At 65.4% G+C, this 21,357-nt stretch carries 3 protein-coding genes; all 3 read right to left on the bottom strand.

Annotated elements, in window-relative coordinates:
• Nucleotides 1–57: 57 nt before the first annotated feature.
• The 3 genes from J3P75_RS11570 to J3P75_RS11560 are packed head-to-tail and all read right to left on the bottom strand — an operon-like array spanning nt 58 to nt 21,319.
• Entirely contained in the window at nt 58–8,358 is an 8,301-nt protein-coding gene (locus J3P75_RS11570) for an amino acid adenylation domain-containing protein (protein ID WP_434710534.1), read from the bottom strand.
• A complete protein-coding gene (locus tag J3P75_RS11565) occupies nt 8,355–10,754 on the bottom strand; it encodes a non-ribosomal peptide synthetase (protein WP_434711269.1) in 2,400 nt (799 codons plus the stop codon). Before J3P75_RS11565 ends, J3P75_RS11570 begins: the two co-directional genes overlap by 4 nt.
• Complete coding sequence (locus tag J3P75_RS11560) at nt 10,664–21,319, bottom strand: amino acid adenylation domain-containing protein (protein ID WP_434710532.1); 10,656 nt, start codon at nt 21,317–21,319, stop codon at nt 10,664–10,666. Before J3P75_RS11560 ends, J3P75_RS11565 begins: the two co-directional genes overlap by 91 nt.
• Nucleotides 21,320–21,357 lie beyond the last annotated feature (38 nt).

The raw sequence follows: 21,357 nt of genomic DNA, 5'->3' as shown, positions 1-21,357 counted from the left end.
CAAATCCGTTCAGGGTTGAGCCCGGCCAGCGACCGGGCTGCAAGACGTACACATCAATCAGGAGAACATTGCCTTGGCCGGTTGCTTGTGACCCTCGTGCCACCACGCGGCGAAACTGAACACGTTGGGCGCCTTGAGCAAGGTGAAATGGTTGCCCGGCCCGTACCACACCGTCAGATCCGCGACCTCGCGGCGCCAGCCTTCAACCATCGCCGCTTGCTCGCGCTGATTGCCCGCCGCATCGAGCGTCGGATCGTCCACCAGCGCCAACCGCACCGGGCCGCTGTAGCGCTGACGCGGTTGATACACCGTGCGCAAGGCACTGGCGAACGTGCGCGTCGAGCCGAGCAAAGACTGCGGCGCAGATCGCGCCGACAGCACGCCCGCACGCACCATGCCCTCGTGCAGCAGACGTAGTTGCGTGGCGTCATCGGCCGCGGCGAACACCTCGGCATCGATGCCCAGTGAGGCGCCGGCCGACAGTTGCAGCGCCTCGATCAGCCGCTGTAACGCCGCGGTTGCGGTGTAGGGTTTGCCGATCACGCCGTTGCCGCCGGGTGATTCGCTGTCAATCAGCGTGAGCGACGCCACTTCGCGCCCCTCGGCCTGCAATTGCGCGGCCAGGGCGTGCGCCACCCAGCCACCGAAGGAGTGCCCGAGCAGGTGCACAGGGCCTTGCGGACAGAGCTGCTCGATCGCCTGCCGGTAACAGCGCGCCGCCGCCTCGACCTGACTGTGCGGCACCGCGTCGCCGTCGAGCCCGCGCGGTTGCAGACCATGAACCGGCCACTCGGGGCCGAGGGCTTCGGTCAGCTGAATGAAGCCGGTAACACTGTCGCCGGCACCCGGCACGCAGAAGATCGGCGCCCTTGTACTGTCGCCAGTCTGGATGGTCAACAGCGGTTGATAGACCGGCAATGTCGGCGCCTTTGCTTGCACCAGTGCCTGGCTGAGCGCCTGACCCAGCGCTTGAATATGCGGAGCTTTCATCATGTTCTGGTGATCGCCGGGCACGTCGATGCAACGCAACTCGGCATTGGGCAATTCTTCGGCCCAGCCGAGGGTCGGGCTGAGCTGCGCCATCGCCGCCGAACGTTGCTGCGCGCGAAACACATGCAGCGGCACCGGCAGCGGACTGACCCGGTAATGCGCCAGCGCATGCCCGTGGGCAACCTCGCGATCAAGGTAATGCCAGGTATCGGCTGCCGAGGCTGTTGCCAGCTCCGGATGGAGCAATTGCTGCTGCTGGCAGCGCTCCAGCAGTTCGGCGAACGAGCGCGCCTCAAGCTCGCTTTGCAACGCTGCCAATGCCGTCAATCCGCGCTGGCCATCTTCGCCAAGGCCCAGCCAGTGCGCAGTGCAATGCAGGAGCAACTGACGCTTGTGCACGTGGGCATCGTTCCAGCGTGCCTTGTGCGGATCGGCCAGACGCGGCACGTAGCTGTCGATCAGGCCGATGAACTCGACCACTTCGTCCTGCCCCAGCAATTGCTGCGCGACTTCGTAAGCCAGTACACCGCCGAACGACCAGCCAGCCAATCGATACGGCCCCTGAGGTTGTCTGTCGCGAATGATCCCGGCCATGCGTGTCGCCAGGCATTCGAGGGTGCGCAATTGCGCCTGGCCGAACTCGATACCGGGCAGACCGTAGATCGGGAAATCACCCTCGATATGGCGGCCCAGCGCCGGGAAATACACATCGCGACCGCTGAATTCATGCACCAGAAACAGCGGCGTACCTTGACTGCCCGCGCGGACCACGATGAGCCCCGGTTCCGCCTCGCTGATCCCGTCACGCTCAGCGAGCAGCGCAGCCATCGCCTCAATGCTCGGGTGCTGGAACAGCTCGGCAAGGGTCATCGGCAGATTGGCCTGCTGCATCTGGCTGACCAGCCGCACCGCCAGCAACGAATGCCCGCCCAGTTCGAAGAAGTTGTCGTGGCGACCGACCCGGTCGATCTGGAGGATTTCGCTCCACAATCCGGCGAGACGGCTTTCCAGTGCGTTGCCCGGCGCCTCGTACACGCGGTTGAGCAAAGCCTCCTGGGTCGGCTCCGGCAAGGCCTTGCGATCGACCTTGCCATTATTGTTCAGCGGCAGATTCTCCAGCCGCACCCACGCCGAAGGCACCATGTATTCCGGTAACCGTGCCTGTAACAACGCGCGCAAGGTGGCGCTGTGCAGTTCGGCATCGTCAGCGCTGAAATAGGCCACCAGACGGGTAGTCTGCGCGCCGTCACGCCGCGCCAGGACCACGGCTTCCCTGACCCCGGGACAGCTGAGCAGGCGGTTTTCGATCTCGCCCAGCTCAATGCGGAAGCCGCGGATTTTCACCTGGTCGTCATTGCGACCGATGCACTCAAGCTGCCCCGGCGCCAGCCAGCGCACCAGATCGCCGGTGCGGTACATCACCGCGTCGGGCCTGCCGCTGAACGGGTCCGGGAGAAATTTCTCTGCGGTCAGCTCGGGCCGATTCAAGTAGCCCAGGGCAACGCCCTGCCCGCCGATGTACAACTCACCGGTCACGCCGAACGGGACCGGTTGCTGGAAGGCGTCGAGCACATACACCTGGGTGTTGGAGATCGGCCCGCCGATCGACACGCTGTCGGCCTCTTCGGCGACATTCTGCACGGCAAACGTAGTGGCGTAAGTGGTGGTTTCCGTCGGGCCATAGCAATGCACCAGACGCACATCCGGCGCCACGGCGCGCAACGTGCGAAACGCCGCCGGATCGCCGCGCTCGCCGCCGCAGAGCAGGATGCGCAAGCCCTTCAGGGCGTCGGGAATCAGCTGCACATACTGGTTGAACAGTGCGGTGGTGACGAACAGGATGCTCGCGCCGCTGCGCTTGAGTTCGGCGCCGAACGCCTGCGGGTCGAGCAACGTCGCGTGATCGATGATCGCCACCCGCGCGCCGTTGAGCAGCGCGCCCCAGACGTCCATGGTGCTGGCATCGAACGCCGGATTGGAGGCAAACGCAACGCAATCCTGGCGATTGAAATCGGCGTAGCCGTTATTGATCACCAGCCGCGTGATCGCCCGATGCGGGACCATGACGCCTTTCGGCATGCCGGTGGAGCCCGAGGTGTACATGATGTATGCCAGCGACTCGGCCGACTGCGGCAGATCCGGGTTATGGCTGGGCTGAGCCTCGAGCGGCAGCCGATCAAGATCGATGCGCCGTGCGGCAAAGGTCAGCGTGGTGGTGCTGTGCGTCAGCAGCGCGGCGGCCTGGCAATCCTCGATCATGAACGCCTGGCGCTCGCTCGGTGCGTGAACATCCAGCGGCACCCACGCCGCCGCGCACTTGCCGATCGCCAGTTGCGCGATCAGCAGGTCCAGCGAACGCGGTAACAAGATCGCCACCGCGTCGCCAGGTTTTACCCCTTCGCTGAGCAAATGATGCGCCAGCCGATTGGCCCGACGGTTCAACTCGGCATAACTCAGGGTCTGCTCGCCATGCAGCGCTGCGACGGCGTCGGGTTGTTGCACGACCAATGTTTCGAACAGATGCTGCACGGTGTGGTTGTGCGGGTATTCCCGTGCGGTGTCGTTGAAATCCACCAGCAAACGCTGGCGCTCTTCATCCGTTATCAATGGCACCTGGGCGAGCGGCGCCTGATCGTTGCTGACCATGGCCTGTAGCAGTTGCTGCAGGTAACCGGCAAACCGCTGCACCGTGGTTTCATCGAACAGTGCCGTGGCGTATTCCAGCCAGCCGCCGATGCCTGCGCCGGTGTCGCCGAGGGTCAAGGTCAGGTCGAACTTGGCAAAGTGGCTCGGCTCGGCCACCGCCTCAAGGGTCAGCTCACCCAGGGCCAGTGCCGGGCCGTCGCTGTTGCGCCAGTTGAACATGGTCTGGAACAGCGGACTGTGCGCCAGGCTGCGCACCGGCCGGGTCAGCTCCACCACTTGCTCGAACGGCAGGTCCTGATGCGCCTGAGCCTGCAAGGTCAGGGTCTTGACCCGCGCCAGCAGCGCTTCGCCGGTCAGCTCGCCAGAGGTGTCGATACGCAGGGCCAGAGTGTTGACGAACAGGCCGATCATGCCCTCGACTTCCGCCCGATTGCGGTTGGCCACCGGCGAACCGATGACCACGTCGGTCTGCCCGGCCAAACGCCCGAGCAGCAACGCCCAGGCACTGAGCAAGGTCATGTACAACGTCACCCCGTGGCGCTGACTCAAGGCCTTGAGCCCGGCGCTCAGACGATCGTCCAGTTGCAGCGCAATGCTGCTGCCGGCGTAGTCCTGCTGCGCCGGTCGCGGCCGGTCCGTCGGCAAGGTCAGCAAGGCCGGCACTTCGCACAGGGTGCGTTGCCAGTATTCGCTTTGGCGCTGCAACACCTCGCCGCTCAACCAGCGCCGCTGCCACACCGCGTAGTCACCGTATTGCAGGGTCAGCGCCGGCAACGGATCGTCTTCGCCCTGACTGAAAGCCCGGTACAGCGCCATCAGTTCGCGGGTCAGCACGCCCATCGACCAACCGTCGGAGATGATGTGGTGCAACGTCAGCAGCAGCACATGATGATCATCGGCCAGCCTTACCAGACGTCCGCGAATCAGCGGGTCGTCAAGCAGGTCGAACGGCCCCGAAGCCTCGCCCTGAATCAGCGCCTGCAACGCCTCCTCCGCCTGTGGGTGCTGGCGCAGATCCTCGACCCGCAACAGCAGGCCGCTGTCGACCGGCGCGATCAACACCTGAGCGTCGCCAGCGAGCGGTGCGAAACGACTGCGCAGCGTCTCGTGGCGCGCGACGATACGGGCCAGCGCGCGTTGCAGGGCATCGTCGTCCAGGGCACCGCGCAAGCGCAGGGCAATCGGGATGTTGTAAGCAGTGTTGGCGCCCTCCATCTGCGCCAGAAACCAGAAGCGCTGCTGCGAAAACGACAGCGGCAATGCTGTTTCACGGGGCGCCGGCAGGATCGGCGGTTGCGTGCAGCGTCCGGCTTCGGTCAATACCTGCGCCACCGCTGCCAGTTCGGCGTTGGCAAACAGATCGCTGAGCACCAGCTCGACGCCGAGTCGCTGCCGGACCTGAGCAACCATGCGCATCGCCAGCAGCGAATGCCCGCCCAGTTCGAAGAAATGGTCTTCGCGCCCTACCCGCTCGACCTGCAGCACATCGGCCCAGATGTCGGCCAGGGCGATTTCCACTTCGCCTTGCGGCGCGGCGTATTCACGGGTGAACACGGCCGAGCGCTCAGGCTTGGGCAAGGCCTTGCGGTCGAGTTTGCCGTTGGCGGTCAGCGGTAATCCGTCGAGTTTGACGAAGGCAGACGGCACCATGTATTCCGGCAACTGCGTCAGCAACAACGCGCGCAATTCCCCAACGGCCAACGCCTGCACCTGCGCCTGCTCGGTGAAATACGCCACCAGCCGCGGCTGTCCCGGCTGATCTTCGCGCGCCAGCACGACCGCCTCCTGAATCCCCGGCAACTGATTGAGGCGATGCTCGATCTCCCCCGGTTCGATGCGCACGCCGCGAATTTTCACCTGATCGTCATTGCGCCCCAGGTATTCGAGGGTACCGTCGCTGCGCCAGCGCGCGAGGTCGCCGGAGCGGTACATGCGCGCCTGCGCGGTATTGCTGAACGGATCGCGCAGGAAGCGTTCGGCCGTCAGCTGCGGCTGGTTCAAGTAACCTCTGGCCACCCCACTGCCGCCGATGTACAGCTCGCCGACCGCACCAATCGGTACGGGGCGTTGTTGCTCATCGAGCAGATACACCGTGGCATTGCTCACCGGTTTACCGATGTGCAACGCGTCATCGCTGTCGATGCGCCCGGAGGTCGCGACCACCGTGGTTTCGGTCGGGCCGTAATTGTTGATCACGTCGAAACGCTGGTTGCGCGAGAACTGCCGCAAACGGTCGCCGCCGATCAGCAGCGTGCGCAAGGTCGGGTGTTCCAGGTGTTGGCTAAAGGCGTATTCGGCCACAGGCGTGGGCAGGAAACTCACGTCCAGCGGCTGCGCGCGCCACCAGTCGAGCAACGCGTCGATGTCTTCGCTGCCGTCATGCGCCTGGGCGATGTGTAGCGTGGCGCCCGCGCACAACGCCGGCCAGATTTCCCAGGCCATGGCGTCGAAGCCGAAACCCGCGAGGCTCGAGGTGTGACGGCCGGCAAACAGGTCGAAGGCCGCGCAGTGCCAGTCGACCAGGTTTGACAGCGTGCCATGTTCGACCATCACGCCCTTGGGCAAACCGGTCGAGCCAGAGGTGTAGATCACGTAGGCCAGATGGCTCGCCTGCAGATTCGGCAGGTGCGGGTTGCCGGTGATGCCCAGCGGCCAGGTGCGCGGGTCGAGATTGAGCACCGGCACCGCCAGCCTCGGCAGGCGTTCACGCAGATCAGCGCTGGTCAACACCGCCACCGGCGCACTGTCGCGCAGCAAATGCAGCAGGCGTTCGGCCGGGTGCGCTGGATCGACCGGTACGTAAGCGGCGCCGGCCTTGAGGATCGCCAGCAAACCGGTCAGCGCTTGCAGACCGCGGCGGGCGACGATGGCGACACGATCATCAGGTTGCACGCCCAGATCGAGCAACTGGTGGGCCAGCGCATTGGCCTTGTGGTTCAGCTCGGCAAAGGTCAGCGACTCGCCCATGTGCACCGCGGCCAGCGCATCCGGACGCGCCAGCACCTGCGCTTCGAACCGCTGATGTATAGGCTGCGCTGGCGGGTAAGCGACCTGGCTGGCATTGAACCCGCGCAACAGTTGCTCGCGCTCGGCGGTCGGCAGCACTGACAACTGATTCAGCGGCGTCTGCGGCGCCTGTTCGAGTGCCGACAGCAATTGCTCGATCGCACACAACAGATAGGCGCACAGACGCTGACCGCCGACGGCGCGAGTGGCCAGCAACGTCAGGCTGAAGCGCTCGCCGAAGTCGTCAATGCTCAGGGTCAGCGGATAATTGGTGCGTTCTTCCGAGCGCAGCACACTGATGCCCTCCCAGGCGGCGAGTGCTTCGGCGCTGGCGTTGGCGCTCGAGGCGCTGTGGCGATAGTTGAGCAGCGTGCTGAACAACGGCGATGAGGCGACCACACCACTGCATCGCTGCGCCAACGCCAGCGGCGCGTGTTCGTGGCGCATCAGCGTGGTCAGCCGGGCGTGGGTGGCCTTGATCGCTTCAGCGACGGCCAGCGCGGCGATGTCGACCCGCAGCGGCAAGGTGTTGATGAAGATGCCCAGCGCGCGTTCGGTGCCTTCGGCGTTGTGCATGCGCCCCATCAACACGGTGCCGAAAACCACGCTCGATTGCCCGGTCAGGGCACTCAGCACCTGGCCCCAACCGAGGTGAAACAAGCTCGCGACGCTGACGCCCTGGCGCCGCGCCTGTGCGCGCAAGCGGCGCTCAAGTGGCGGGTCGAGCGCCTGGCTGAATTCGACAATATCGCTGCCATCGCCGTGCACACCTTGCAGGCCATAGGGCAAGGTCGGTTGGTCGATGTCGGCGAGCATCTCGCGAAAAAACCCTTCGTGTTGCGCCTCGCTGATGCCCAGGCGTGCCTGCGCCACGTAATTGCGAAACGGTACAGGCGCGCCCAGCCGCGCGGCCTGTCCGCACAGGCAGGCCTGCAATTCCTCGCTGACCACCGCCAGTGCCGAGTGGTCCATCGCCATGTGATGGAACAGCAGCATCGCGACGATGCGTTGCTCGCGTGCGTCCCAGGCATGCGCCAGGCGCAACAGCGGCGCGCGCGTCACGTCGAGGCGGAACTGGCGGGCGTCGAAGCGTTCGTGCAGTTGGCTCAGCGCATCGCCGCCCTCAGCCTCCAGCAGCAGTTCTTCGAGCGGCAGGCGGGCATCGCGCAGGACCACTTGCAGCGGCGTGTCGAGGCCTTCCCAGACCACCGCCGTGCGCAGAATGTCGTGACGATCGATGACCGTTTGCAAGGCGTCGACGAATGCCTGCAAACGCACCGCGTCGCTGAAGGCGAAATGCGCCTGCATGACATAGGGATCGCCGTGCTGCGCGCTGACGTGATGATAGAGAATGCCTTCCTGCAACGGCGTCAGCGGATAGATGTCCTGCACGTTAGCTGCGCCGCCGGGGATGCCTTCGAGCAGTTGGTCGATAGCGTCCTGGCTCAGCTGCGTCAGGGTCAGCATCGCCGGGGTGATCCGGGTGCAACCAGGCGCAATACCATTGGCCGGCACCTCGACTTGACCGACGCGGGCGGCGGAGTACCCGCCGGCCTTGATCAGCTCGATCAGTGCCGCCTTGTGCTCACGCAACGACGCCAGCAGCGCCGGATCGCCAAGCGCCTGCTTGTTGCCATTGACGCGCAACTGGTCGTCCGTAACGGTCAATTGGATGTCGCGGGCTTTAAGGGTTGCCAACAAGGGATTCAGGCTCACAGGACGATCTCCATTCTTTCCGTGATTGCTGCGTAACCGGCCAGCGTCGGGTGTTCGAACAACGCCCGCACGTCAGCCTCCATGCCTTGCTGCTGCAGCCGGCCGACCAGACTCACCGCCAGCAGCGAGTGCCCGCCCAGCTCGAAAAAGTGGTCGTGACGGCCGACCCGTTCGACATTGAGCAATTCGCACCACAGCCGCGCCAGGGTGATTTCCACCTCGCCGATCGGCGCCTCGTAAGGTCGGCTGACCAGCGCATCCTGATTCGGCGCGGGCAGCGCCTTGCGGTCGAGTTTGCCGTTGGGGCTCAGCGGCAGACGGTCGAGGTGGACGTAGGTCGCCGGGACCATGTAGTCGGGCAAGCCGTGCAGTAAAGCGGCGCGCAGGATGTCGATGTCCAGCCGCGCACCGGTGTAATAGGCCACCAGGCGCTTGTCCCCCGGCACGTCTTCGCGGGCCAGCACCGCCGCTTCCTGCACGCCGTCGATCCGGGTCAGGCTCGCCTGGATTTCCCCCAGCTCGATGCGCAGGCCGCGAATCTTCACTTGGTCGTCGTTACGGCCCAGGTATTCGATATTGCCGTCGGCACGATAACGAGCGATATCGCCGGTGCGGTACATGCGCGCTTGCGCCTGCGGGCTGAACGGGTCACGCAGGAAGCGTTCGGCACTCAGTTCGGCGCGGTTCAGATAGCCGCGCGCGACCTGTACGCCACCGATGTACAGCTCGCCGAGCACACCTTGCGGCACCGGTTGTTGCTGCGCGTCGAGGATGTACATCCGCGTATTGGCGATCGGCTTGCCGATCGGCGTATTGTCCGGCGCGTCCTGCAACGGCCCGGCGCAATGCCACGCGGTGACGTCCACCGCCGCTTCGGTCGGGCCGTACAGGTTGTGCAACTGGCTGGCCGGCAATTGCTGTTTGAAACGCCGCACCAGACTGCCGGGCAACGCCTCGCCGCTGCACATCACCTGGCGCAAGCCGGCACAGCGTTCGGTCTGGCCGTGGGCAAGAAACACGTCGAGCATCGATGGCACAAAATGCACAGTGCTGACCTGTTCGCGCTCGATCAGCGCGCTCAGGTACGCCGGCTCCTTGTGCCCGCCGGGGCGGGCCAGCAACAGGCGCGCGCCGGTCATCAGCGGCCAGAAGAATTCCCACACCGACACGTCGAAACTGAACGGGGTCTTCTGCAACACGGTATCCGCCGCCGTCAATGCATAGGCGTCCTGCATCCACAGCAAACGGTTGACCACCGCACCGTGCTCGTTGGCCACACCCTTGGGCTGACCGGTAGAGCCGGAGGTGTAGATCACGTAGGCCAGATGCGCCGACGTCAGGCGCTCGCATGGCGGATTGTCCGCCGGCATGTCGCGCCAGATTTCCTCGTCCAGATCGATCACCGGCACCGCCAGTGCGCCGGCCCGCGCGGCCGTGCTGCCCTGCACCAGCAGCGCCACCGGCGCACTGTCGGCAAGCATGCAGGCGATGCGTTCGGCCGGGTAGTCCGGGTCCAGCGGCACATACGCGCCACCCGCCTTGAGAATTGCCAGCAGGCCAACGACCATGGCGAGACTGCGCTCGACGCAGATCGCCACCCGCGAATCCGCCTGCACGCCGAGCCCGATCAGGTGATGGGCGAGGCGGTTGGCGCGCTCGTTGAGCTGGTGAAAACTCAGGCATTGAGCGTCGATCTGCACCGCGACGGCGTGCGGGGTGCGCAGCACTTGCGCTTCGAACAGCCCGTGCAGGGTTTGCTGCAAGTCGTAATCGACCGCCGTCGCGTTGAAGTCGAACAGCAAGCGCTGATGCTCGGCCTGCGGCAACACCGACAGCTGCTCGATCGGTTGCTGCGGCGTCTGCTCCAACGCCTCGACCAGTGTCTGCAACGCCGTCTCCATGTAGCTGCAGATGCGCAACGCACCGACCTCGGCGGAGGTGATCGCGGTGAGCCTGAAATCTGTACCGAGATCGTCGACGTTGAGGCTCAGCGGATAATTGGTGCGCTCCTCGCTGTGCAGGGTTTCGATGCCGTGCCACGCGGGATGCGCCTGCGCAGGCGTCGCGCTGCCATGCCGGTAGTTGAGCATCGCACTGAACAACGGCGCCGGTGCAGCGATCCGGCTGCAACGCTGGGCCAGAGCCAGCGAGGCATGCTCATGCGCCAGCAGGCCGGTGAGCCGCCCATGGGTGGCCGCCAGCGCGGCGCGCACCGGTTGCGCGCCGAGATCGACGCGCAGCGGCAGGGTATTGATGAACATCCCCAGCCCGCGATCCGCCCCTGCCCCGCCCTGCATGCGGCCCATCAGCACCGTGCCGAACACCACCCGCTCCTGCCCGGAAGTGGCGCCCAGCACCTGCGCCCACGCCAGATGAAACACGCTGGCGACGCTGATGCCCAGCTGTCGTGCCTGGCGGCGCAGGCGCTGTGCCAGGGCATCGGGCAGTGCCAGCGCGGCTTCTCGTAAGTCCCCGCCGCAGCGTTGACCTCCTGCAAGCCGAACGGCAGCGTCGGCTCATCGACATCACCGAGCATGTTGCGGAAGAACCCTTCGTGCTCCGTCTCACTGATGCCCAGCCGCGCCTGTGCCACGTAGTTGCGGTACGGCGCCGCCGGCGGCAGCGAACGCTGTTCGCCAGCGAGGCTGATCTGCATTTCTTCGCGCACCACTTCGAGCGCCGTGTGATCAAGAGCGATGTGGTGGAACAACAGCAGGCCAGCCACTTGCCCGGTGCCCGGATCGCGCGCATGCAACAAGCGGATCAGCGGCGCCTGAGCGAGATCCAGCGAGCGCGTCGACAGTTGCTCGAACGCGACCTCCTCCACTGGCAATTGCGCCTCGCGCCACACCACCTGCACCGGCGCAGCCAGGCCCTGCCAGACGATCGCCGTGCGCAGGATATCGTGGCGCGCCATGACCTGACGCAACGCGCTGGCGAAGGCCTCGACCCGCTCGACACTGGCGAACATCAGTCGCGAATGCAGCACGTACGGGTCGTGTTGCCCGGCCGTGATGTGATGATAAAGAATGCCTTCCTGCAATGGCGCCAGCGGGTAAATATCCTGCACGTTGGCCGCGCCGCCCGGCACCGTGGCGACGATGCGTTCGATGCTGGCCTGGTCCAGTTCGAGCAGGCTGAGCATGCTCGGCGTGATGTATGCGCAGTCTGCGGCAATGCCGTTGGCCGGCACCTCGATCTCGCGGCCGCTACCGACCGCCGCCGCCAGCGCCGCCATGGTCGGCTGGCTGAACAGCACGCGCACGTCGGTGCTCAGATCAATCTGGCGCATGCGTTCGATGACGCTGACCGCCAATAACGAGTGCCCGCCCAGTTCGAAGAAGTTGTCGTGCCGGCCGACCTGTTCGACCTTGAGCACTTCGCGCCAGATCTGCGCCAGCGCGGTTTCCACCGGGCCTTGCGGCGCCTGGTACTGACGGCTGAGCCAGGCGCTTTGATCCGGTTCCGGCAAGGCCTTGCGGTCGAGTTTGCCATTGGTGGTCAACGGCAACGCGTCGAGGCGCACGTAGGCCGCCGGCAGCAAGGCCTGCGGCAAGCGCGTCTGCAGGTGCTGGCGCAAGTCGTCGATCTCCACTGCACCGCGCGCGGTGAACCACGCCAGCAACTGACCGTCGCGCACCTGTGCCACGGCGTCCTGCAGCGCCGGATGACTGGCCAGCGCGGCTTCGATTTCGCCAGGTTCCACCCGCACGCCGCGCAGTTTGACCTGATCATCGTTGCGCCCCAGATACTCCAGCGTGCCGTCGGCACGCCAGCGCACAAGGTCGCCGGTGCGATACATGCGCGCGTCTGGTTCAGTGCTGAACGGGTCAGCAACAAAGCGCTCGGCGGTCAATTCATCGCGGTTCAGATAACCCCTGGCCACGCCTGCGCCGGCGACGTACAGCTCGCCTGTGCCGCCCACTGACAGAAGTTTCTGTTGGCCATCGAGGACATACACCCTGGCATTGGCGATGGGTCGACCGATGTGCAACGCCTGCCCCGCCTCGATGCGACCCGAGGTCGCCACCACCGTGGCTTCGGTCGGTCCGTAGTTGTTGATCACCTCGAAGGTCTGATCCCGCGGGAACTGCCGGAGCTTGTCGCCGCCAATCAACAGCGTACGCAAGGTCGGATGGCCCAACTCGCGGCTGAACGCGTATTCGGCCACCGGCGTCGGCAGGAAGCTCACCTGCAACGGCTGCGCCTGCCACCATTCAAGTAATTCGTCGAGGTGTTCATTGCCGATCGACGCCGGCGGCAAGTGCAGGGTCGCGCCGACACACAAGGTCGGCCAGACCTCCCAGGCCATGGCATCAAAGCCGAACCCGGCAACGCTCGCGGTATGGCTGCCGGCGTGCAGGTCGAACGCTTGCGCGTGCCAGTGCACGAGGTTTTCCAGACTCTGGTGTTCGACCATCACGCCTTTTGGCTGGCCGGTGGAGCCGGAGGTGTAAATCACATAGGCCAGATTGCTCGCGGTCAAACCGGCCACTTGCGGATTCTGCTCGGGCAAGTCCTGCCAGCGCTCGTCGCCAAGATCGATCACCGGCACGTTCACCGCGCCCGGTTCCACACCGGACACCAGCAACGCCAGCGGCGCACTGTCGGCCAGCAGGTAAGCGATGCGCTCGGCCGGATGCGCCGGGTCGATCGGCACATAGGCTGCGCCGGCCTTGAGCACCGCCAGCATCGCCAGCAGCATGTGCGGTCCGCGCCGGGTGGAAACCGCCACGCGCGCGTCGGGCCGCACGCCCAACTCGATCAGATAATGCGCGAGGCGATTGGCCTGTTGATTGAGCTGCGCGTAGGTCAGCTGTTGCACACCTGCTTGCACCGCCACTGCCTGCGGATTGAGCAAGGCCTGCGCTTCGAAGAGGCGGTGCACGGTTTGCGCAGGCGGGAATGCCCTGGCGCTGGCGTTGAACTGGCTGAGTACTCGCTCGCGCTCTGACGGCGGCAGGATCGCCAGGCGATTCAGCGCCTGTTCGGGATTTTGCTCCAGCGCTGACACCAGCGCCGCCAGCGTGCTGTGCATCAAGTCGCAGACCCGTTGCGCGCCGACTTCGGCGGGTGTCAGCATCGACAGATCGAAGCCTTCGCCAAGATCGTTGATGCTCAGCGTCAGCGGATAATGGCTGCGCCCATCGTGAGCGAGAAATTCGATCCCCTGCCACGCTGCCTCGTCGCAATGACCCGCCGCGCTGTGACGATAATTGAGCACTGAGCTGAACAGCGGCGACGGCGCAGCCACCGCACTGCAGCGCTGCGCCAGCGCCAGTGACGCGTGTTCGTGACCGAGCAGCGCAGCCAGCCGCTGGTGCACACCGCGCAGCGCTGCACCGACACTGGCCTCGGCGACATCGACGCGCAATGGCAAGGTATTGATGAACATGCCCAGCGCACGATCAGCGCCGGCACCGCCCTGCATACGACCGAGCAACACCGTGCCGAACACTACGTTCGACTGCCCGGCCGTGGCCGCCAGCACCTGCGCCCAGGCGAGATGGAACAGACTGGCGGCGCTGACCCCGAAGCGGCGCGCCTGCGCTCGCAAGCGCTGGCTCAACTCCACTGGCAATCCGCTGACAAACGCCTCGATGTCGTCGCCCTCACCTTCGACTTCGCGCAGTCCGAACGGCAAGGTCGGCTCGTCGATGTCGCCGAGCATCTCTGAAAAGAACGTTTCGTGTTCCTGCTCGCTGATGCCGTGGCGGGCCTGCGCCACGTAATTGCGGTACGGCGCGGCTGCCGGCAGCGGCTCAATGGCACCGAGCAGACTGGCCTGCATTTCCTGACGCACCACCGCAAGCGCGGTGTGATCGAGGGCGATGTGATGGAACAGCAGCATGGCGACGACGCGCTTGTGCACGGGATCGGCGGCATACACCAGACGCATCAACGGCGCCTGGCCGAGGTCGAGGCGCCATTGGCGGGCAGCAAAACGCGCTCGCAACTGGGCGAGCACGTCGCCGTCTGCCGGGTCCAGCGCCACGCCGTCAACCGCTAATGGCGCACGCCGCCAGACCACTTGCTGCGGACTCGGCAACCCTTCCCAGACCACGCTGGTGCGCAGAATGTCGTGGCGCTCGATGACGCCTTGCAGGGCGTGGACGAAGGCGTACAGGCGGTCAATGTCGGCAAACGCCAGACTCGATTGCAGCAGATACGGATCGCCCTGGCCGGCGCTGAGGTGGTGATAAAGAATGCCTTCCTGCAACGGCGCCAGCGGATAGATATCCTGCACGTTGGCCGCGCCGCCCGGCACCGTGGCGACGATGCGTTCGACACTGGCCTGATCCAGTTCGCTGAGGCTCAACATGTCGGCGCTGATGTGGCCGCAGTCGGCGGCAATGCGATTGTCCGGCACCTCGACTTCGCGACCGCTGCCCAGCGCAGCCGCCAGTGCGGCGAGGGTCGGCTGGCTGAACAGCACGCGGACATCGGCACTCAGCCCGAGCTGGCGCAGACGTTCGATCAGGCTCACGGCAAGCAGCGAATGCCCGCCAAGCTCAAAGAAATTGTCGTGACGGCCGACCTGCTCGACCTTGAGCAGATCGCTCCAGATCTGCGCCAGCGCCTGTTCCAGCGGACCGTGCGGCGCGGCGTATTCATGGCTGAGCCAGGCGCTGTGATCCGGCTGCGGCAAGGCTTTGCGGTCAAGCTTGCCGTTGGCGGTCAGCGGCATCGCCTCGACGCGCACGTAAGCGGCAGGAATCAGCGCCTCCGGCAATCGGCTCTGCAAGTGCCGACGCAAGTCGGCAATATCTACGGCGCTGCGTTCGCTGAACCAGGTCAGCAAGCGCCCGTCACGCACCAGCACCACCGCGTCTTGCACGGCGCTATGCGCGCGCAGCGCGGCTTCGATTTCCCCCGGCTCGATGCGCACGCCGCGCAGTTTGACCTGATCGTCATTGCGTCCCAGGTACTCGAGCGTGCCGTCTGTGCGCCAACGGGCGAGGTCACCGGTGCGGTACATACGCGCGTGCGGTTGATCGCTGAACGGGTCATCGAGGAACATCTCGGCGGTCAATGCCGGGCGATTCAGATAGCCGCGCGCGACGCCGGCGCCGCCAACATACAGTTCGCCCAGAACACCGACGGGCACCGGTTGTTGCTGACTGTCGAGCAGATAGACTTTGCCATTGGCGATCGGTCGACCGATGTGCAACACCTGCCCGGACTCGATGCGACCCGACGTTGCCACCACCGTGGCTTCGGTCGGTCCGTAGTTGTTGATCACCTCGAAGGTTTGATCACGCGGCAACTGCCGGAGCTTGTCGCCGCCGATCAACAGCGTGCGCAGGGTCGGGTGGCCGAGTTCGCGGCTGAACGCATATTCGGCGACTGGCGTCGGCAGAAAGCTCACCTGCAACGGCTGCGCCTGCCACCACTCGAGCAACTCATCCAGGTGGTGATTGCCGATCGAGGCCGGTGGCAGGTGCAGGGTCGCGCCCACGCACAAGGCCGGCCAGACCTCCCAGGCCATGGCGTCAAAACCGAACCCTGCAACGCTGGCCGTATGGCTGCCAGCCTGCAGGTCGAACGCTTCAGCGTGCCAATGCACCAGGTTTTCCAGGGTGCGGTGTTCGACCATCACGCCTTTCGGCTGGCCGGTGGAACCGGAGGTGTAGATGACATAGGCGAGGTGCGCCGGGGTCAGCGCCGGCAATTGCGGGTTGGCGTCGGACAAATGCGCCCAGCCGTCGCTGTCCAGATCGATCCGCGGCACCGTGCCGAGCAAGCCGCAGGTGGCGGTCTCGGCGAGTACCGCCAGCGGCTCGCAGTCCTGCAACAGATAGGCGATGCGCTCGCGCGGATGAGCCGGATCGACCGGCACATAAGCCGCGCCGGCCTTGAGAATCGCCAGCAGCGCCACGAGCATTTGCGGGCTGCGGCGCAGGCACACCGCGACACGGTCATCCGGCTGTACGCCGAGACCGATCAGGTGGTGGGCCAGGCGGTTGGCGCGCTGATTCAGCTCGGCATAACTCAGACGCCACTCGCCCTGCACCGCCGCCCACGCCTGGGGATTGGCCAGTGCTTGCGCTTCGACCAGACGCTGCACCGTCTGCGCTGGCGGGAATGGCCGCGCGGTGGCGTTGAAGCCGAACAACACCTGCTGGCGTTCGCTCGGCGAGACAATCGACAACTGCTGCGCGGGCATCTGCGGCGAGTGTTCAAGTGCATTCGCCAGACTGTGCAACGCAGTCTGCAAGTAATCGCACACCCGCGCGCCATCCACTTGCGGCACGGCCTGCACATTCAAGAGAAAACCGTCGCCGAGGTCGTCGACGCTGACCACCAGCGGATAATTGCTGCGCTCGCGCGAGCAGAGAATGTCGATGCCATCCCATTTCACTGCGGCCGTGTCCGCCGGGCTGTGGCGGTAATTGAGCAGCGTGCTGAACAGCGGCGACGTCGCTGCAACAGCGCTACAGCGCTGGGCCAAGGCCAGTGAAGCCTGCTCGTGCCCGAGCAACTGCGCCAGGCGTTGATGGGTGGCGCGCACGCTGTCCTGCACCGAGTCAGCGGCGACCGTGACACGCAACGGCAAGGTGTTGATGAACATGCCCAACGCGCGATCCGCGCCCGCGCCGCCCTGCATGCGCCCCAGCAGCACGGTGCCGAACACCACGTCCTGCTGGCCGGAAACCTGCGCCAGCACTTGCGCCCAGGCCTGATGCACGAGGCTGGCAATGCTGATCCCCAAATGCCGGGACAACTCGCGCAGGCGCCGGCCGAGACCCGCGTCGAGGGGCAATTGGCTGTCGACGCTGGCGCTACCGTCACCGAGCACATCCTGCACACCGAACGCCAGCGTCGGTTCGCTGATGTCGCCCAGCATGTCGCGGAAAAAATCTGCGTGCGCTTGGTCATCGACGCCCGCACGGGCCTGAGCCACGTAATTGCGGTATTGCACCGCTGGCGGCAGATCGTTGGCGCGCCCGTGCAGCAGGTCGCTCATTTCCGCCACCAGCACCTCCAGCGCGGTGTGGTCGAGGACGATGTGATGCATCAGCAGGATGCCAACCCAGCGCTGCCCGGCGCGGTCTTCGGTGTAGGCAAACCGCAGCAGCGGCGCATGCTTGAGATCGAGGCGATAGTGCCGCGGATCGAAACGTGCCTGCATTTGCTCCAGCACATCGCCGCTGAGCTCGTCGGCATCGATTCGCTGAAGATGCAGCGGCGCCTCGCGCCAGACCACTTGCACCGGTTCTTCCAGACCTTCCCAGACCACGCTGGTCCGCAGGATGTCATGGCGGGCAATCACGCTGTTCAGGGCGCGCACGAAGCCTTTGATCTGCGCCAGGCCATCGAAGGCGAACTGCGCCTGCAACACGTAGGGATCGCCGCTGTGGGTGGCGAGGTGGTGATAAAGAATTCCCGCCTGCAGCGGCGCCAGCGCGTAGATGTCCTGAACATTGGCGACACCGCCCGGCACGCTGGCCAGCACTGTGTCGATGCCGGCCTGATCGAGATCGGCCAACGGCAAATGCTCGGGGGTAATCGCCGTGCAGCCGGGTTCGATGCGATTGGCCGGTGCCGCATGCCCCTGCGTCGCGCCGAGACTGGCCGCCAACGCCGCCACGCTCGGCTGCCCGAACAGCACCCGCACATCGCAGTGCAAGTCGTGCTGACGCATGCGTTCGATCAACTTGACTGCCAGCAGCGAATGCCCGCCCAGCTCGAAAAAGTTATCGTGCCGCCCGACCTGTTCGACGCCGAGCACGCTTTGCCAGATCTCGGCAATCAGGCTTTCCACCGCGCCTTGCGGCGGCTCGAATGCGCCTCGCGCAAACGCATCACTGTCCGGCGCCGGTAAGGCCTTGCGGTCGAGTTTGCCGTTGGCGGTCAGCGGCAAGGCCTCGAGACGTACGAACGCGCTCGGCACCATGTAATCCGCCAGCGCGCCGAGCAGTGTCTCGCGCAGTTGCGCCACGCTCGGTTCCTCACCTGCATCAGCGGTCCAGTACGCGACCAGGCGCGGTTCGCCGGGGCTGTCTTCACGGGCAATCACCACCGCGTCGCGGACACCGGTGCAGGCCGACAGGCGCGCCTGAATCTCGCCGAGTTCGATACGAAAACCGCGGATCTTCACTTGATCATCGTTGCGCCCCAGGTAGTCGAGGCTACCGTCGGCGGCCCAGCGCGCCAGGTCACCGGTTTTATACAGGCGCGCGTCGGCAGCGTGGCTGAACGGGTCACGAATGAAGCGCTCGGCGGTCAGATCTGGACGGTTGAGGTAACCGCGTGCTACCCCCGCTCCCCCCACGTACAACTCGCCGGTTACACCGACCGGCACTGGTTCGCCGTGAGGATTGAGCACGTACAGGTGCAGGTCGGGGATTGGCCCGCCAATCGGGCTGACACCCACCAATTGCGCATCGGCAGCCTGCAACGGCCGATAGGTCACGTGCACGGTGGTTTCGGTGATGCCGTACATGTTCACCAGGCGCGTGCCGGCGTTGCCGACTCGGGCATACCACGGTTTGAGCAGCCCCGGTTCCAGTGCTTCGCCGCCGAAAATCACTTCGCGCAACGAATGCTGCAGCACACTGCGGCCCTGTGCGGCGATCAACTGGCGGAACGCGCTCGGCGTCTGGTTGAGCACAGTGACACCGCTGCGGCACAGCAACGCATAGCACTCATCGGGCGCCCGGCTGATGGCTTGCGGCACCAGCAGCAGTTGCCCGCCGAACGCCAGCGCGCCCCAGATTTCCCACACCGAAAAGTCGAAGGCGAACGAGTGAAACAGCGCCCAGACGTCGCGCTCATTGAAGTGAAACCACTGCGCAGTCGCGCCAAACAGCCGTGTCACGTTGCGATGTTCGACCATGACGCCCTTGGGCAAACCGGTGGAGCCGGAGGTGTAGATCACGTAAGCCAGATGCGCCGGGCTCAACCCGGCCACCTGCGGATTACTGTCGGATTCGGCGCGCAGCGGCTGGCTGTCGAGATCGATCAGTGGCACGTGCGGCGCGCCGACTCGATCCCGTGTCGCGGCTTGCAGCAGCAGCGCCACCGGCGCGCTGTCCTGCAGGGTGAAGTGGATACGCTCCTGCGGATAGGCCGGGTCGATCGGCACATAAGCCGCGCCGGCCTTGAGCACGCCGAGCAGGCCGATGATCATTTGCGGGCCACGCTCGACGCAGATCGCCACACGGTCGTCGCGGCGGACACCCAGTGCCAGCAGGTGATGAGCCACCTGGTTGGCGCGGCGATTGACGTCGTCGTAGCTGAAGGTTTGCTCCTCGAACAGCAACGCCGTGGCGTGCGGTCGGGCCTGGGCGTGAGCTTCGAACTGCTGGTGGATCAACGGCGTGACGGGAAAATGCGCGCGCGCAGTATCGACGCCGTGCAACCGTTGTTCGCGCTCGGCCGCCGGCAGAATGCGAATGCTGTGCAGTGGTGCCGGCACGCAGGCGTGCAATGCATCGACCAGACCTTGCAGCGTGGTCTGCAGATAAGCGGCGATGCGTTGCGCCCCCAGGCTGGCTTCGGCCAGTGCGGTGATGCGCAGGTCTTCGCCCAGATCATCGATGTTAACGGTCAATGGATAGTTGGTGCGTTCGCGTGCGCCCAGCACCTGCACGCCTGGGGCGATTTCAACGACTTCGGCCACTTCATCGACGCTGCTGTGGCGGTAATTGAGGATCGCGCTGAACAGTGGCGTCGGCACCGCCACGGCGCTGCAGCGCTGGGCCAGCGCCAGCGAGGCTTGCTCATGGCCGAGCAGCGCGGTCAGCCGGCGGTGGGTCAGCAACACGCCGGCGCGCACGTCATCGGCGCCGACATCCACCCGCAGCGGCAAGGTATTGATGAACATCCCCAGCGCATGTTCACCGCCCTCGCCGGCCGCCATCCGCCCAAGCAGCACGGTGCCGAACACCACCGCCGTACGCCCGGACAACTCGCCGAGCACCCGCGCCAGCGCCAGGTGCATGACACTGGCCACGCTCACCCCGAGTTGCCGCGCCTGCTCGCGCAATTGCCGGCTCAGGGCTGTGTCGAGCATCAGCGAGGCTTCTTCGATCGAGTGCCCGTCACCCTGCACGTCGCGCAATCCGCACGGCAGTGTCGGCTCGTCGATATCGGCGAGCATTTCCCGGAAGAACGCCTCGTGGGCCGACTCGTTCGCGGCCAGTCGCGCCCGCGCCAAATGATCGCGATACGGCACCGGCGCCGCCACATGCGCGCTGTGCCCGAGCAGAAAGGCTTGCGCTTCGCGGCGGATCATGTCCAGCGCCAGGTGATCCATGATCAAGTGGTGGAACAGCAACAAGGCAACCACGCGGCCATTGGCCGGATCGTCAGCAAACACCAGGCGCAGCAGCGGCGCCTGCTGCACATCGAGACGGAAATGCTGCGGATCGTGGCGCTGCAGCAGTTGGTCGAGCACATCGCCGCTGGCGCTCAATTCGAATTCCTGGCAATGCAATGTCGCCTGGCGCTGGACCACTTGCAGCGGTTCGTCCAGGCGCTCCCAGACAAACGCCGTGCGCAGAATGTCATGACGGCCGATCATCCATTGCAGCGCATCGGCGAAGGCTTGCAGGCGCTCGCGACTGGCAAAGGCGAAGCGCGCCTGCGAGACGTAGGGGTCGCCCGCCGCTGCCGATAAATGCAGATAGAGCATGCCCTCCTGCAGAGGCGCCAGGGGATAGATGTCCTGCAGGTTCGCCGCTGCGCCCGGCACGCCGGCGACGATGCGGTCGAGGCTGGCCTGATCGAGCGTCACCAGCGGCAGCATGTCGGGAGTGATGCGATACGCCGGGCTCAACCAGTCACCGTTGTGCCGGGCGACCAGCTCCAGCAACTGCGTCTTGTGGGCGGCGAGGCCGTCCCACAGCTCATCGTCCAGCGCGTCGTCACTGCCCAGGATGACCAGGTCTTCATCTTCCTGTTGAAGGCGGATCGCATGGGTCGAAATAACTGCCATCAGTTCGCTGAAATGCATGAGATAACCTGCTGTAAAGACTGGAAAAAAGCTGCACG

The organism is Pseudomonas sp. R1-1 (assembly GCF_051132135.1).
Lineage (GTDB): Bacteria > Pseudomonadota > Gammaproteobacteria > Pseudomonadales > Pseudomonadaceae > Aquipseudomonas.
Note: the sequence above shows the minus strand (reverse complement) of the source record. Positions and strands in the feature narration are given on the sequence as shown.

Excerpts from the sequence above, each read along its gene's own strand:
- J3P75_RS11560 (WP_434710532.1), bottom strand. The coding sequence starts at position 21,319 with ATGCATTTCAGCGAACTGATGGCAGTTATTTCGACCCATGCGATCCGC.